The 14777-nt window shown below is 67.6% G+C and carries 16 protein-coding genes; 9 read left to right on the top strand and 7 right to left on the bottom strand.

Going from position 1 to position 14777, the window contains the following annotated elements; genetic code table 11:
- Positions 1–581 precede the first annotated feature (581 nt).
- On the top strand, positions 582–1739 hold the full coding sequence (locus NOV86_RS01355) for a thiolase family protein (RefSeq protein WP_267639429.1): 1158 nt from the start codon (positions 582–584) through the stop codon (positions 1737–1739).
- Positions 1736–2095, top strand: a complete 360-nt coding sequence (locus NOV86_RS01360; protein WP_267639430.1) for a PhlB family protein — start codon at positions 1736–1738, stop codon at positions 2093–2095. The genes NOV86_RS01355 and NOV86_RS01360 overlap by 4 nt, the downstream gene beginning before the upstream one ends.
- 75 nt (positions 2096–2170) lie before the next feature.
- Here NOV86_RS01360 and NOV86_RS01365 read toward each other — a convergent pair whose 3' ends face one another.
- Complete coding sequence (locus NOV86_RS01365) at positions 2171–2893, bottom strand: SDR family oxidoreductase (protein WP_267639431.1); 723 nt, start codon at positions 2891–2893, stop codon at positions 2171–2173.
- A gap of 129 nt (positions 2894–3022) precedes the next feature.
- Positions 3023–3826 (bottom strand): DUF7547 family protein, encoded by an 804-nt coding sequence (locus NOV86_RS01370; protein ID WP_267639432.1) that lies wholly within the window; start codon positions 3824–3826, stop codon positions 3023–3025.
- A gap of 209 nt (positions 3827–4035) precedes the next feature.
- Between NOV86_RS01370 and NOV86_RS01375 the strand changes: the two genes are divergently transcribed.
- The gene (locus NOV86_RS01375; RefSeq protein ID WP_267639433.1) at positions 4036–4716 is read left to right on the top strand and encodes a DUF7504 family protein; all 681 of its coding nucleotides are present in this window, start codon (positions 4036–4038) and stop codon (positions 4714–4716) included.
- 12 nt (positions 4717–4728) lie between these two features.
- Here the strand turns inward: NOV86_RS01375 and trxA are convergent, their stop codons facing one another.
- A complete protein-coding gene (gene trxA, locus NOV86_RS01380; RefSeq protein ID WP_267639434.1) occupies positions 4729–5115 on the bottom strand; it encodes a thioredoxin in 387 nt (128 codons plus the stop codon).
- A gap of 153 nt (positions 5116–5268) precedes the next feature.
- Between trxA and NOV86_RS01385 the strand changes: the two genes are divergently transcribed.
- The 3 genes from NOV86_RS01385 (at position 5269) to NOV86_RS01395 (ending at position 8672) form a co-directional block, all read left to right on the top strand.
- Positions 5269–7347, top strand: coding sequence for a midas domain-containing protein (locus tag NOV86_RS01385; protein WP_267639435.1), 2079 nt, complete (start codon positions 5269–5271; stop codon positions 7345–7347).
- Between the two features lie 105 nt (positions 7348–7452).
- The gene (locus tag NOV86_RS01390; RefSeq protein ID WP_267639436.1) at positions 7453–7851 is read left to right on the top strand and encodes an acyl-CoA thioesterase; all 399 of its coding nucleotides are present in this window, start codon (positions 7453–7455) and stop codon (positions 7849–7851) included.
- Between the two features lie 68 nt (positions 7852–7919).
- Entirely contained in the window at positions 7920–8672 is a 753-nt protein-coding gene (locus NOV86_RS01395; RefSeq protein ID WP_267639437.1) for a ribonuclease H-like domain-containing protein, read from the top strand.
- A gap of 27 nt (positions 8673–8699) precedes the next feature.
- Here NOV86_RS01395 and NOV86_RS01400 read toward each other — a convergent pair whose 3' ends face one another.
- Together NOV86_RS01400 and NOV86_RS01405 are read right to left on the bottom strand one after the other, a co-directional pair.
- Positions 8700–9140, bottom strand: a complete 441-nt coding sequence (locus tag NOV86_RS01400; RefSeq protein ID WP_267639438.1) for a TIGR00725 family protein — start codon at positions 9138–9140, stop codon at positions 8700–8702.
- A gap of 32 nt (positions 9141–9172) precedes the next feature.
- The gene (locus tag NOV86_RS01405) at positions 9173–9625 is read right to left on the bottom strand and encodes a winged helix-turn-helix transcriptional regulator (protein WP_267639439.1); all 453 of its coding nucleotides are present in this window, start codon (positions 9623–9625) and stop codon (positions 9173–9175) included.
- A gap of 347 nt (positions 9626–9972) precedes the next feature.
- On the opposite strand from NOV86_RS01405, the gene NOV86_RS01410 reads away from it, so the two are divergent.
- Positions 9973–10875 (top strand): DUF7847 domain-containing protein, encoded by a 903-nt coding sequence (locus NOV86_RS01410; protein ID WP_267639440.1) that lies wholly within the window; start codon positions 9973–9975, stop codon positions 10873–10875.
- Positions 10876–10896: 21 nt separating this feature from the next.
- Here NOV86_RS01410 and NOV86_RS01415 read toward each other — a convergent pair whose 3' ends face one another.
- Entirely contained in the window at positions 10897–11295 is a 399-nt protein-coding gene (locus NOV86_RS01415) for a thioredoxin family protein (protein ID WP_267639441.1), read from the bottom strand.
- A 201-nt stretch (positions 11296–11496) separates the two neighbouring features.
- Between NOV86_RS01415 and NOV86_RS01420 the strand changes: the two genes are divergently transcribed.
- Positions 11497–12750: a M20 family metallopeptidase gene (locus NOV86_RS01420; protein WP_267639442.1), complete on the top strand. Its 1254-nt coding sequence runs from the start codon at positions 11497–11499 to the stop codon at positions 12748–12750.
- Positions 12751–12752: 2 nt separating this feature from the next.
- Here the strand turns inward: NOV86_RS01420 and NOV86_RS01425 are convergent, their stop codons facing one another.
- The gene (locus NOV86_RS01425; protein ID WP_267639443.1) at positions 12753–12980 is read right to left on the bottom strand and encodes a hypothetical protein; all 228 of its coding nucleotides are present in this window, start codon (positions 12978–12980) and stop codon (positions 12753–12755) included.
- A gap of 267 nt (positions 12981–13247) precedes the next feature.
- Here NOV86_RS01425 and NOV86_RS01430 point away from each other — a divergent pair, with 267 nt between their 5' ends.
- The gene (locus NOV86_RS01430) at positions 13248–14762 is read left to right on the top strand and encodes a helix-turn-helix transcriptional regulator (protein ID WP_267639444.1); all 1515 of its coding nucleotides are present in this window, start codon (positions 13248–13250) and stop codon (positions 14760–14762) included.
- Positions 14763–14777 lie beyond the last annotated feature (15 nt).

Consider the following 14777-nt stretch of genomic DNA (forward strand, 5'->3'; position numbering starts at 1 on the left):
CCCGTGTCGAGATTCGTTCACTTGCAACGGTGGTGTCTCCAGTACACCCACCCTCTCCTCGCTCGCCCGTTCACTTGCAATAGTGGTGTCTCTCTCCTCCTGTTTCCTGACTATCCTGCCCCGACCTCTCCTCCACCCCGACCCAGGTCACTTGCAACGGTGGTGGGGGTCCCCCATCGGCGACACCTCCACCGGTCAGCTCGCACCCACCCCTCTCCGAAGGTACGGTTCACTTGCAACAGTGGTGTGTGTGGGTGGTAGGACGGGTGTACCGCGTGGTCGAGTTCCACAGGTTCACGTGCATCGGTGGTGGGGGTGGGGTGGGTCGTCCGCCCCCAGACTGGCCCCTCGTCGAGTCCCGGTGACCAACTGAACTCCGAACAGCGGGCGAACCGTTCACTTGCAATAGTGGTGTGTGGGTGCGTCCCCGACGGACCGTCTCGATCGACACGTCTCCACCGACTCGCAACCGAAGACCTGTACCACTCAACCCCTCGTATTTGTACCAACGAGACACGGTCCAACGGGCAGAATTCCCGGCGTGGCAAAGCACTAAATCGTTGCCCCGAGACACGAGGAACATGGAACGCGTAGCCGTCATCGGCGCGTCGATGACCCAGTTCGGGAAGCGTGACGCGTGGATACAGGAGTTGCTCGCGCAGGCGGGCGAGGAGTGTCTCGACGACGCGGGGGTGGCCCCCGACGAGGTCGACCACCTCCTCGTCTCGAACATGGCCAGCGGGGAGTTCGAGGGGGCGACGGGCATCATGAACGCCCTCGCGCACGACCTCGACCTGCTCCCGGCGTACACCCAGCGCGTCGACCAGACCTCGTCCTCGGGCGGGGCCGGGATGTACGCGGCGTGGCAGTCGGTCGCCTCCGGGGCGTCCGACATGACGCTGCTCGTCGGCGGCGAGAAGATGACCCACCGGACGACCGAGGAGGCGACCGACGTCATCGCCTCCATCACCCATCCGACCGAGTACAAACACGGCGTCACCCTGCCGAGTTTCGCCGGCCTGACCGCGCGACACTACCTCGAGAAGTACGACGCACCCCGCGAATCACTCGCGAAGGTCGCCGTGAAGAACCACAAGAACGGGCTGAACAACCCCCACGCCCAGTTCCGCAAGGAGGTCGACGTGGAGACGGTGATGGACTCGCCCATCGTCGCCGACCCACTGCGCCTCTACGACTTCTGTCCCATCACCGACGGCAGCGCGGCCCTGATGTTCTGCCCGGAGTCGGTCGCGGAGGAGTACACCGACGACTACGCCATCGTCTCGGGCGTCGCGGGCGCGACGGACACCCACGTCGTCCACCAGCGCGAGGACCCGACGACCATGGGTGGCGTCGTCGAGTCCGGGAAGCAGGCCTTCGAGATGGCCGGGCTCTCCCCCGACGACGTGGACGTCGCCGAACTCCACGACATGTTCACCATCCTCGAGTTCCTCCAGATGGAGGGCCTCGGCTTCGCCGACCCCGGCGAGGCGTGGGAACTCGTCGAGGAGGGGCACACCGAGATGGACGGCGAACTCCCCATCAACACCTCGGGCGGCCTCAAGTCGAAGGGGCACCCGCTCGGGGCCAGCGGTGTCGCACAGGGCTACGAGATATACAAGCAGGTCGTCGGCGACGCCGGCGAGCGACAGATCGACGACGCCGAGGTCGCGCTGGCGTGTAACGTCGGCGGCTTCGGGAACTGCGTCATCACCACCATCATGGAGGCAGCACAATGACGATGGAAGCGACGGTCTACGAGGACGGCACGATACAGTACCCCGGCCACCCCATCGGTCCGGGCGGACAGGAGCCGGTCGACACGGTCGACCTGAGCGAGTACACCGCCGAGGTCGTCACCTGGACGGTCAGCGCGGCGACGCCGGTCGGCGTCCGTGCACCGAACCCGCTCGCCATCGTCGAGTTCGACGTCGACGGCGAGTCGGTCCGGGCCATCGGCCAGCTCACGACCGACGAGGTCGAGACCGGCGACACGGTCGAACCCGTGTACGCCGACGACCTCCGCGACCCGGAAGCGGGTATCCGCGAGCCCGCGAGCCAGGACTGGGACGGCTACCGGTTCGAGCCGGTCTGACCGGCTCGCTGCTGCACCGCTTCCCGGTTGCACCGCTACTTCTCCGCCGCCAGACTCCGCCGCCAGACTCCGCCGCTACTTCTTCGCGAACGTCGGTTCCGGGACCTGCCAGTCGACGTCGACGAGTCCCGTCGCCCGACCGCGCGCCCCCGGCCGACTCACGACCTCGAAGGTCCGGTCCCTGGCCTCGGGCGTGAACAGGGCCGCGACGAGCAGCCGTGCCACGTCGGCACGCGGAACCGTCCCCGAGACGGTGTCACCGCCCTCCCCGACGAGGACGTCCCCCGTCGCCGGGGCCGTCGTCAGCCCGCCCGGCCGGATGATGGTGTACGACAGCCCGGACTGGCGGAGGTGTCGCTCCGAGCGCTCCTTGGCCTCCAGTACCCGCGAGAGGAGCAGCCGGAACGGGAGCAACATCTTCGGCTTCGAGTCGCCGACGCCGATGGAGGACTCGTAGACGAAGTGCTCGACACCCGCGGCGACGGCCGCGTCCACGAGGTTCTGGACCCCGACACCGTCGACGAGGTCGCCGCCGAGGAACATCTTCGGGCCCGGTCCGGTCCCGACCGCACAGATGACGGCGTCGACGCCCTCGACCGCCATGGTGGCGTCGTCGGGGTAGAGCAGGTCACCGACGACGACCTCGTCGGCCCCCTGGATGCGGAGCGTTTCGACCTTGTGGGGCGAACTCGTGAGGGCGCGCACCGTGATTCCGGCGTCGAGGAGCACGTCGAGGACATCACGGCCCGTTCGACCACTGGCACCGGCCACGAGGACGGTCATCTCTGTCGGTTGCATACGCGTACAGACGGCGTGCAACCGTATCCCCATTGTGCGCGAGAGGTCAAGCATTCACGGCGCACCGCGGTGGGGGCTCGAGCCCTGCCCGGGAGGACCCCGTCGATTCCCGGGACCTCCGCCGGTTTCCTATGGAGACGACGCAGTCCCGGCCGGAGAGTCGTCGTCCTCGCCGTCCGCACCGTCGGCACTCGCATCGTCGTCGGCGCCGGAGTCGCCGGCCTCCTGCCCGTCGTCCTCTGCTACCGACTCGTCGTCCTCGTCGGTCCCGTAGCGCTCCTTCAGCGTCTCGAGCTCGGCATCCACGTCTATCTCGACGGGCTCGTCGTCCTCGTCGTCCGCTGCCCCGCCGTCGTCTGCCCGGTCTGCTGTCCTGTCCTGCACGTCGGCGGCGTCCGCCCCGTCTCGGTCGCCGGACGTCCGGGTGAACTCGTCGAGTGAGTGGTCCTCGCGCCGGGAGGCACCGATCTCGCGCTGTATCTCCTCGCGTAGGGAGCGCGCCTCCTCGAGGATTCCGGCGGCCGTCTCGTTCTCGGGGAGTTCGGTCCCCTCGAGGACGGACTGGAGGTCGGTGAGGGCGTCGCTGACCCGCGTCAGCGTCTCGCGGCTGACCGACTCGACGCGGGACCGGGCACTGTCGCTCGCCTCGCGACCGCGCTCTCTGGCCCGGCGGCCGCCCTCGGCGAGGCGGATGGCACGCTGGAGTGCCTCGAGGAGCTTGATGTTGGTCTCGAGGATGGCGATGGTCGCCGGGATGGCGACCTCGTCGGCGAACTCCATGAACTCGCGCGGTGTCGGCGGACGGGGGAGGCCGAGGGGGCCGCGCGGGGGCCGAGGGCCGCGACGTTCGAGGGCGGTGCGGAGCTCGCGGAGCTCTCGGGCGAGTGCTTCGGCGTCGTCTGCCAACTCGCGGTCGTCCGGGGAATCGCTCATACACTCCTGTTCTCACCTCCACGACAAAAACGGTGCGACGCCCGGCCCACCCTGCCCCATCTCATGCCCTACCTCCGGCTCCAGCTCCGGCTGCTGCGCACCGATGGCAGGTACCATCTAGAATGGCGGATGAAAGGGGGATAACGGGTTATTATCCTTAACCAGCAGCCACAATATTTATTATATACTATTTCGTCTTTCCTGAAAGAATGAGGACCGAGCACGGCGGGGGCGTCCCGGAGTCGACGGCGTTCGCCCAGTCGCTGTCGGCGCTCAAAGAGGACGGGAGCAGCATCCTGCTGGTCGGGCGGACCAGTTCGCAGGCCCACAAGGGTGCCTGCCGCCGGCTGATGGGGGCCGACGGCGAGGAGCCCCGACAGCGCCTCTACGTGTACACGCTCGGTAACGAGAGCTGCGGCCACGCCCCGGCCTCGGAGGCGGCGGGGACGACCAGACTCGTCAGCCAGACCGACGAGGTCGGCGACTCGACGGCCCCCTCGGTCGGTCCGGACGTCGAGGAGGCCCTCGTCGGCCCCGAACTGTTGAGCACGCTCGGGACCGAGGTCATCGACGCCATCGAGGACCTCTCGGAGGACGACGTGGCACCTGCCGAGTTGCGCCTCTGCTTCGACTCGGTGACGCCACTCCTGCGCGAACACAAGTCACAGAACGTGTTCCGGCTCCTGCACATGATCACCTCCCGCATCCGGCAGGAGCAGGGGATGAGTCACTTCCACCTCCCGCTCGACCGCGACAGCGACTACGTCCGGCTGCTCGAACCGCTGTTCGACGCGGTCGTCGAGGTCCGCCGCGACGACGACACGGACACGCTGGAACAGCGCTGGCACCTCCGGGACCGCGACGCCGACAGCGGCTGGATTCCACTCTGAAAATCGGCTTCTTCACGCGTTCGCTTCGACCAGCTCGACCAGCGTCGACTTCTCCTGGACGCCGACGAGTCGCTCGACCAGGTCGCCGTCGGCGTAGAGCATGAGGGTCGGGACGCCCCGGATGCCCTGTTGCTGGGCGAGCGCCTGCAGGTCGTCGATGTCGACCTTCGCGACGACGGCGGCGGTCTCTGCTGCGACCTCGGCGACGACCGGTTCGAGCATCTGGCAGGGGCCACACCAGTCGGCGTAGAAGTCCACGAGCACGACATCGTTCTCCGAGACGAGTTCCTCGAGGTGGGCCTCGCTCTCGACGTGGACCGGCTCCGACCCGGTCGTGGTCTCGGTCGTCTGCTCGTTCGCCCCGGCACGAAGGTCGTCCTCGCCGTCAGTTCCGCTCATGGCACCCGGTAGGACGAGTCGGGGTTTAACCGTTTCTCGGGGTGTCGGGTGGCTCGCACGACCGTCCTCGATGGCCCTTTATGTACGTTACAGCGCTCGATATCGAGCGAACCACTATATCGAGATACATCGTACGCGTGATAAGAACAACCTATGGTCGAAGTCACGGTGGAGTTGCTGGCGAGTATCGCCGTCACCGTCCTCCTCATGCTGGTCTTCCTCGGCGTCGTCGTCGCCTGGGACATCGCCCTGGCGCTGCGGGACGTCGCCGAGAAGATCGACTCGCTGGAGGACGACGTCGACGAGGACCTCGGCAAGGTCGACGGGACACTCACCCGCATCCACGACCGGATGAGCGAGATCGTCGCCGCCCAGCAACAGCGCTCCGAGGCGGCACGGAACGCGCAGGCACCCGGGTCGCCCGCGGACCACCGTGACGCACACTCCGACTTCGCTGCCGCCGCCGGCGCAGCGGGACAGTACAGCCGGCCGGCGACCGACCAGTCTCCGTTCGCCGCCACGGCTCGCTCGACCGGCACGGGCGCGCGGCCACGGGTCGGCCTCGGCGCGCCCGGTGGTCGCTCGACCGGTGTCCCCGTCGGCCGAACCGGGAACCAGCAGCTCTCGCCGAGCACGGCCATCGGAGGGTTCCAGGTCACCGACCGTGACCGGGAGCGAAAGGAAGCCGACTCCCGGGGCATCGACGCCGCAGCCATCGACGACGATGGCGGCGAATCCAGCGCCGAGAGCGTCGACGAGGAGGCAACCGACCCAGCTGACGCCTCGGACTCGTCCATCGACGATGGTGAAGCCGGGGAGGACGGCGATTCTCCCGGTGAACCCGAGGAGGCGGACGACGCGGAGACTCCCGAGGACGTAGAGGCCGCAGAAGAGGCCGAGGCCCTGGAAGACACCGAAGTCCCCGCGCACGACGAACGACCGGACGACGCGGTTGAGGCCGGTTCCGCCCCCGAGGAGGCCGTCGCGGCCGGTGGGGAGGCGGAGACCCTGGCGGCAGAGGAGGGCACCCCTCCAGCCGACGAGGATGTGGTCGGAGACGCCGACGCGGCAGATGGCGAAGCGACGGTGGCCGACGATGCGACCTCGGCAGCCGAGGAGCCCGAACCGGACCCGGACCCCGAAGAAGCCGATGACGAGCGCCTCGAACCCGACCGCTCCGCCGCGAGGGCGGTCCAGAACTTCGGCCGGGACGCCCAGACCAACCGCGGGTTCGGGCCCGCGCCGACCAGGGAGTCGAAGACCACCGACGAGGACGACTCGGCCGGCCAGACCGAGGCTACCGACGACGACGCCGAGACGGGCGACGTGGAGGCAGACGGTGGCGCAGTCTCGAACGAAGGCCGGTTCGCGACCGACGCCGAGGAACCGTGGTACCGGACCGCCATCGAACCGGCTTCGCTGGCGGACAGTGGACAGGATCAGTCGGCGGTTGAGGACGCGAAGCCGGCAGAAGACGACACGAGAGTACCAGATGCTGACGGCGTCGGTCCCGTCGAGGCAGCAGCCGCGGCAGCCCTGGAAGCGCGTCCGTCGGAGGCGGTTGCTGACGAACCGGCCGAAGACGAGACAGTCGACGACGAACCGGCGAACGAGGAGACGGGTGCTGATGAAAGTGCCGACGACGAACTGCTGGACGTGTCGGAATCCCTCCCCGCGGAGCCAGAGGAACCCGAATCCGGGCAAACCGAGCTTGAGGAACCCGAATCCGAAGAAGACGGGCTGGAAGAACCCGAATCGGCCCCCGACACCCCCGGAGACGATTCGCCCGAAGCAGACGGCCCCGGCATCGCGGACCTTGTCAACCAGGAACTGCACTCGCTGACCCAGGAGGTCGGCGGCACCAGCCTCTCGCCGGACGTGAGCGAGATGGAACTGCAGGCCGCGGTCGACGCGCTCGACGAGACCGACTACACGTTCCCCCTGTCGGGGCGGGCGTTCGACGTCTCGGCGAGCGTGGACACCGAGACCGTCACCATCCGGTTCACGCCGGGAGACGACCTCGACCTGAGTGGGGCCCGCGAGCGACTCCTCCGGTACCAGCTCCGGAACTACCTCGACGGCGAGGCGACGCCTCACGGCGAAGTGCTGGTCGACGAGGGCGACCTCGTCCTGGAGATACCCGGGGCGACCGCGGAATCGGTCGATACCTGGGCCGACGCGATGATACAGATCGTCGACCGGACGCTGTACCTGACGGCGAGCGACGAGTGAGCCCGGCCGGCGGGACTCGTTCGCTCGCGGCACCGCGCGAGTGAACCGGTGACCACGGCCCGCCGGTTCCGAAAGGCCGAGGTACCCCGCCCGCAGATGGCCGGTATGCGCGACGACCCGTTCATCGTCGATATCGACGTCCGCTACAACGACGTGGACCTGCTGGGCCACGTGAACAACGCCATCTACGTCAGCTATCTGGAAGAGGCACGTGTCGAGTATCTCCCCGAGGTGCTGGGCGACACCGACGCGCTCGACGGCGTCATCGCCAACCTCGAGATCGACTACCATCGCCCCATCACGCTCGAAGACGACGTCGAGGTCGCCATCGCCATCACCGAGGTCGGGAACTCGACGCTGCACTTCGAGTACGAGGTCCGCGCGTCTGGCGACGTGGCCGCGACCGCGACGACGGTCCAGGTCGCCTACGACGCCGAGGCCGGCGAATCCCGCCCCATCCCCGAGGCGTGGAAGCAGCGGGTCCGCGAGTTCGAAGGGCTCTGAACGAGGCTGGTCGGGAGGGAAGCCACGGGGAACGACAGGTTTTCGGCAGCCCGCGTCGAGGTTCGCGTGTGCGCATCGAGAACAGTTTCATCCCGGTTCGGGGTGTGGGCGAGCAGACGGAGCGCGAGCTGTGGCGGTCGGGTGTGACCCACTGGGACGACTTCGACGGGTCGGTCGTCGGGCCGACGACGGCGGACCGCATCGAGGCGTTCATCGACGAGGCGCGAGGGCGACTCCGCGAGGGGGACACCCGCTTCTTCGGCGAGGCGTTCCCGAGCCAGGAGCGCTGGCGGCTCTACGAGAACTTCCGCGAGCAGACCTGCTTCTTCGACATCGAGACGACCGGCCTCTCGAAGGAGCGCGACCGCGTGACCACGGTGTCGTTCCACCGGGGGGACGAGACGACGACGCTGGTGCAGGGCGACGACCTGACCGCCGAGACCATCCGCGAGCAGTTCGAGGACGCGGCCCTGATGGCGACGTTCAACGGGGCCCGCTTCGACGTGCCGTTCCTCGAGACCTCCTTCGACCTGGCGCTGGACCTGCCCCACATCGACCTCATGTACCCCTGCAAGCGTATCGGCCTCGACGGCGGGCTGAAGACCATCGAGCAGGACGTCGGCATCGCCCGCGAGGGGCCGGACATCTCCGGGCGTGACGCGGTTCGGCTCTGGAACGAGTACGAACGCGGCAGTCAGGAGGCCCTCGACACGCTCGTCGAGTACAACCGCGACGACACCCGCAACCTCAAGACGCTCATGGACATCGTCGCCGACTCGCTGCACGCCGACGTGTTCGAGGCCGAGCGCGGGTCGACGTAGCGGCGCAGGAAGGGCTCAGGAGAGGACTCAGCGGTTCGTTTCGACGTACTCAACTGCTTCTTCCGGCGTCTCGACCTCGTCCAGTCCCGGCACGTCGTGGGTGTTGAGTCCCACGACCGGGCGGTCGTACACCTTCGAGAGCGCGATCTCGGAGAGCGTCCCCCACTCGCCGTCGATGGCGATGACGGCGTCGCCGTTCATCGCGACCAGCGAGTTCCGGGCGTGGCCCATCCCGGTCGCGATGGGGATGTCGACGTAGGCGTTCGCGCCGTCGTAGTTCTCGCCGGGGAGGATGCCGATGGTGGTGCCGCCGCCGTTGTTCGCGCCCTCCGAGACGGCCCGCATCACACCCGTCAGACCGCCGCAGATGACCGTGTGCCCCCGCTTGCCGAGGCGGTAGCCGACCTCCTCGGCGAGGTCGTAGGATTCGTCGGAGACGGAGCTTCCGCCGATGACGCTTACTCGCATACCCGAGACGCTGGCGGGGACGGTTACGACTGTTACGATATACAGGCGCAGTCGGGCGATTCCGGCGAGCACGCCGTCTCGGCCAGTTCCTCGTCGCACGCGTCGTCCTCGCACGCATCCGGGGCGCACTCGACGTGTTCGGTCGCAGCTCCCAGCCCGCGCAACGCGACCGCGACCTGGCGACCGCCCGCGGTGAGCCGGTAGGTCGTGGTCGGTGGGGAGGTAGCCTCCACCTGCCGGTCGACCAGCCCGGCACAGCGCAGCTCCGAGAGGCGGCGAGAGAGCATGGTCGCGGTCATCCCGTCGAGACTCGTCTCGAGGTCGGTGAAGCACAGCGGGTCGTCGTCGGCGAGCCGGTGCAGGACGTGCAGCGACCACTTTCGCCCGAGGAGCTGCCGGATAGCGTGCCAGCGCGTCTCCCAGCCGAGGGTGTCGGTCCGGGAGTACGGCCCGATGGACCCCTCGTCACTGTCGTCGGTTGCCATGCCCCCGGGTTCGGGACGGTACGACAAAAGGGTCGGTGTCGACTTTCGCGGCCGAGAGGACACTCCGCCGACGGGAGCTGGCTGCCCGGTTTACGCCGGTTCGGTGCCACCAACGACACGCATGGCGCGAACCACCTGCCCCTGCTGTGGAGACAGTGCCCACGGCGGGGAGACCACCACGAACTGCTGTACCGACTCGACAACCGACTGCTGCCGCCCCGTCGTCGTCGTGCTCGCTGGCAGTGACGGTCTGCCGGCCGACTGCTGTCCCTGTTGTTCGTCCCCGGCGAACGGGTCGCAGTAGAAATATCGCCGGTTTTATGTGTTTTCTTTCGAACGTGATACGTATGGGAGCCATCTCTGCCGCCCGAGACGCCGGCCAGGCCCTGGTCCGGAACCCCGTCGTCTTCCTGGCGACGTTCGGGCTCGCTCTCGTACAGGTCCCCCAGCAGGCCCTCCAGTTCTTCGGCCTCAACGTCGCGGGGTCGCTCTACGGCCTCGCGACCGTCGTGGTGACACCGCTGTTCACCGCCGGTATCCTCTCGATGGCCCACGAGGCCCTGGACGAATCCACCGGCCTCTCCACGTTCGTCGAGGGTGGGAAGGAGCACTACCTGACCATGCTGCTCTCGACGCTCCTCTACTCGGCCGTCTTCGCGGCCATCGGATTCGTCACCGCGTTCGTCCTCATCATCGCGGGCGTGTTCGTCATCGGCCTGAGTGCTGCGGGCACCGGGGGCGTCAGCATGGTGAGCCTCGGCATCGTCGGCGTGCTGGTGTTGCTGGCCGTCGCCGTGTTCTTCGTCCTCTCGATGCTCCTGCAGTTCTTCTCGCCGGCCATCGTCGTCGACGACGCCGACATCGGCGAGTCGTTCAAGCGGAGCTACCGGCTCGCACGTGAGAACCTCGTGAGCGTCTTCGGGTTCACCGTCCTCAAGGCCATCCCGGGCACCCTCGCCGGCGGCTCGGTCGTCCTCCTGCTGTTCGCCCGGTACTACCGCGAGTTCTCCCGTGGTGGCTTCGGCGAGAACCCCGCCATGGCCGAGTCGCTGTTCGTGAACGGCTCGGTCTACGGCGGGCTCGAGACCGCGACGTTCGCGGCCATCGTGCTCGTGGGCATCGCCTCGACGACGCTCGTCACCGCCTTCACGCAGACGTACCTGCTCACCTACTACGTCGAGCACGCCGACGCCGAGCCCAGCGGGACACAGCGGTTCGAAGAAGAGTACGACCTGCCGTCCGGGTACTGACCCGGTCGTTCCCGTCCGTCCTCAGGCTGCGGCCTCGACCGCGGCCACGAGCTCGCTCTTGTCCTTCAGGCCGACGAGGCGCTGGACCGGCTCGCCGTCCTTGAACACGAGCATGTTGGGGATGCTCTGGACGCCGAACTGGCTGGCGAGCTGTTGCTGCTGGTCGACGTCCACCTTCAGGACGGCGGCGTCCGTCTCCGCAGCGACCTCGCCGATGAACTCGCCGAGCGCGATACACGGGCCACACCAGTCGGCGTAGAAGTCGACGAGGGCGACGTCGTACGTCCCGACGAGCTCCTGGAAGTGGTCCGGCCCCTCGACCTGCACGGGCTCGTCCGGGGTGTCCGCAGCGTTCTCCTGGTCGATGATCTCCTCTCGCTTGGACTCTCGGATCTCCTCGAGTTCGTCTTGGTTCGACATTTCATCCTGCAGTACGCCCCGGGAGTACAAAACGGTTTTGGACGATTTGCACAATACCAGAACCGGTGTGGCTGCCTCTAGCGCGCCAAGTGGGAGCAAAAGCGTACGCTCTGCCGTTCGGTTGTGTCTAACTTGGGCAATACTTTTGCATCGTTCGACCGTACCATCCACCATGAACCGACTCCGACGCGGTGGTGCCGGATGACCGCCCCGGCCGACGCGGTGGTCGCGGCCGCTACCGACACCCGTCGACTCGTCGACCGGGCACTCGACTTGCTCTCGGTCGACACGCAGAACCCGCCGGGCGAGACCGACGGACTGGTCGACCAGCTAGAGGGGTTCTTCGAGGGGCTCGGCTACCGGACCGACCGCGTCGTCGCGGACCCGGCGAAGCCCAACCTGCTCGCGACCCTGCCCGGCGCCACAGACGCGACCCTCTGCTTCATGGGCCACGTCGACACCGTCCCGTACGACGCCGACGACTGGACTCGCGACCCACTCGGCGAGTACGACGAGGCCGAGGGCCGGGTGTACGGCCGCGGCGCGACCGACATGAAAGGGCCCCTCGCGGCGATGCTCGAAGCGGCCCGTGCCTTCGCCGAGGCCGAGGGGGAGCCACCGGTCACGCTCTGCTTCGCGGTCGTCAGCGACGAGGAGACCGGCGGCCACGCCGGCGTCCGCGCGATGGTCGAACGCGACGCCATCGCGGCCGACGGCTGCATCATCGGGGAGACGACCTGCGAGCGCGGCCGTCACTCCGTCACCGTCGCCGACAAGGGGAGCATCTGGCTCACCCTCGAAGCCGGGGGCGAAGCCGCCCACGGGTCGCGCCCCATGTTCGGGACCAACGCCATCGACCGCCTCTACAGCGCCATCACCGACCTGCGAAGCTACCTCTGCACGGTCACCTTCGAGACCGACCCGGCGGTCGACGACGTCATCGAAGAGTCCGTCGAGTACTACGCCGGGCACCTCGGCGAGGAAGCCGCGGGAGCACTGTTCTCGCATCCCACCTGCAACCTCGGCACCATCGAGGGTGGCGAGGCCATCAACACCGTCCCCGAACACGCCCGGGCCGAACTCGACGTCCGGCTATCGCCGGGCGTCGATACACGGGCCGTCATCGAGGAGATCCGCGACCGCATCGACGACCACGAGGGCGTCGTCGTCGCCGAGTGCGACTGGAGCGTCGGCAGTTTCACGCCCACGGCGGACCCGCTGGTCCCGGCCGTCGCCGAGACCGCGGAAGCCGTCACCGGCGACCGCGTCTTCCGACGGTCCGCGACCGGCGGTGGCGACGCGAAGAAACTCCGGCACGCGGGCATCCCGACCCTGGAGTTCGCACTCGGCACCGACACGGTCCACGGGGTCGACGAGTACACCACGGTCGACGCATTGCGGGCCAACGCCGAGATCTACGTCCGGGCGGCCTACGCGTTCGCCGAGGGCCGCTAGCTCTAACCCTGGTTCTCGCCCTCGGGGTCGGTGCCGATGGTCCGGTCGCTGTCGCCGCGGAAGGTCTCCCACAGGAACAGTCCCGAGACGATGGCGAAGCCGAAAGCCACGAGCTGGGCGAGGAGCGTCCAGGGGTCGCCCGCCGTCGCGCTGAGGACGAGCATCGACAGCAGGAACGTGATGGCGACGAGCCAGCGTCGGATCGAGTAGAGGAGGGCGTCGGTCTGCACAGGTTCATCTCCGTCGCCAGACCTGTCAACGTTCCGGTGGCGGTGGACTGTACTCACGCTAGAACGTTCTCGAATCCGAGAACGAATCTGCCAACGGCGGGTCGGAATAACGGTGATTCGACCGGAAACTAACCGGACAGCAACGGGTTTCACGCACCAGACATCAATTTTAACCAACACGTTGATAGGGAAAACCACTTGTCCGAGAGAGATGAAGCATGAACCAACGTGCCGATGTCGAACACCACTGATTCTGTAGCCGCCACTGTGGCGTGTCTGGTCACGTGCCTCCTGCTCGTGACCGCGACGATAGCGGGGGCCGCCGCGGCGCCCGGCGGGACCGTCGATTCGGTCTCGTTCTCCAAGGACTCGACTATCACGGTCACCTCGGGGGTGGTCTACGTGGCCGGCTGGGAGTCACAGACGGTGACGGTTTCCTACGACAGTTCGGGATCGGCCGACCTGTGTGCCTACGCCGGCGGGGCAGAGGGCACGGAACTCACCTGCACACAGGTCGCAGCGACGACCTCGCCCTCGACCACGTCGCTGACCATCGACTGGCCGGACAACACGACCGGCAAACAGCAGTTCACGGTCGCCCTGGTCAACGACAGTGGCGTCGTCGACAGCCACGAACGGACCGTCCACGTCCTGCCGTCGGGCGGTGACTACGACGACGACGGGCTGAGCAACCGCGCGGAACTCGAGAGCGGCACCCAGCCCCTCGAACCCGACACCGACGGCGACGGGTTGGCCGACGGCGAGGAGGTCAACGTCCTCGAGACCTCGCCCACTGACTCGGACACCGACGGCGACGGCCTGCCGGACGGCAAGGAGGTCAACAAGTACGACACCAACCCGACGAACGGCGATAGCGACGGTGACGGGCTATCCGACGGACCCGAGGTCGTGAAGTACAACACCGACCCCGCCGAGCAGGACACGGACGGCGATGGCCTGACCGACGGTGCGGAGGTCGACGGCGCGACGGACCCCACGAATCCGGATTCAGACGACGATGGCCTGTCCGACGGGAAGGAGGTCAACCAGTACGACACGAACTCCACCATCGCCGACACGGACGAGGACGGCCTGACCGACGGCGAGGAGGTCAACAAGTACAACACCGACCCGACGAAACCCGACACGGACGAGGACGGCCTGACCGACGGCGAAGAGGTCAACAAGTACAACACCGACCCGACGAAACCCGACACGGACGGTGACGGCATGAACGACAGCGCAGAGATTGCTGCCGGGTCCAACCCCGGCACCGCGAAGTCCACCAACACCATCTTCGGGGTCGACGCGTCGGTCGTCGTGCTCGGTGGCCTGGCCCTACTCATCGGCGGCGGCGCCATCGTCGGGCGATGGTACCTCGGGCGCCCGGAGGCCGACACCGCCGACGACACGCAACCTCCAGCAGACGCCGAGACCGGCGGACCATCTGCAGACCCATCGAACGGGAATGGTCGAGGTCCGGGGCCCACCGGTTCGCCGGAACCCGTCTCTGGCCCGGACTCCGAGCCCGTGGACCCCGACTACCTGACCGACGAAGACCGTGTCCTCCAGTTGCTCGACCAGAACGACGGCCGCCTCAAACAGTCGGACTTCGTCTCCGAGACTGACTGGTCGAAGTCCAAGGTCTCGCGAGTCCTCTCGAAGATGGCCTCCAGTGGCGAGATTCGGAAGGTCGCGCTCGGCCGGGAGAACCTCATCATCCACCCCGACGTCGAATCCGAGGCGTCTCACTCGCTGTTCGAGAACCGGGACGACGAATAGGACGGTCTGGATACT

This window comes from Haloarchaeobius amylolyticus (genome assembly GCF_026616195.1).
In the GTDB taxonomy this organism is placed as follows: domain Archaea; phylum Halobacteriota; class Halobacteria; order Halobacteriales; family Natrialbaceae; genus Haloarchaeobius; species Haloarchaeobius amylolyticus.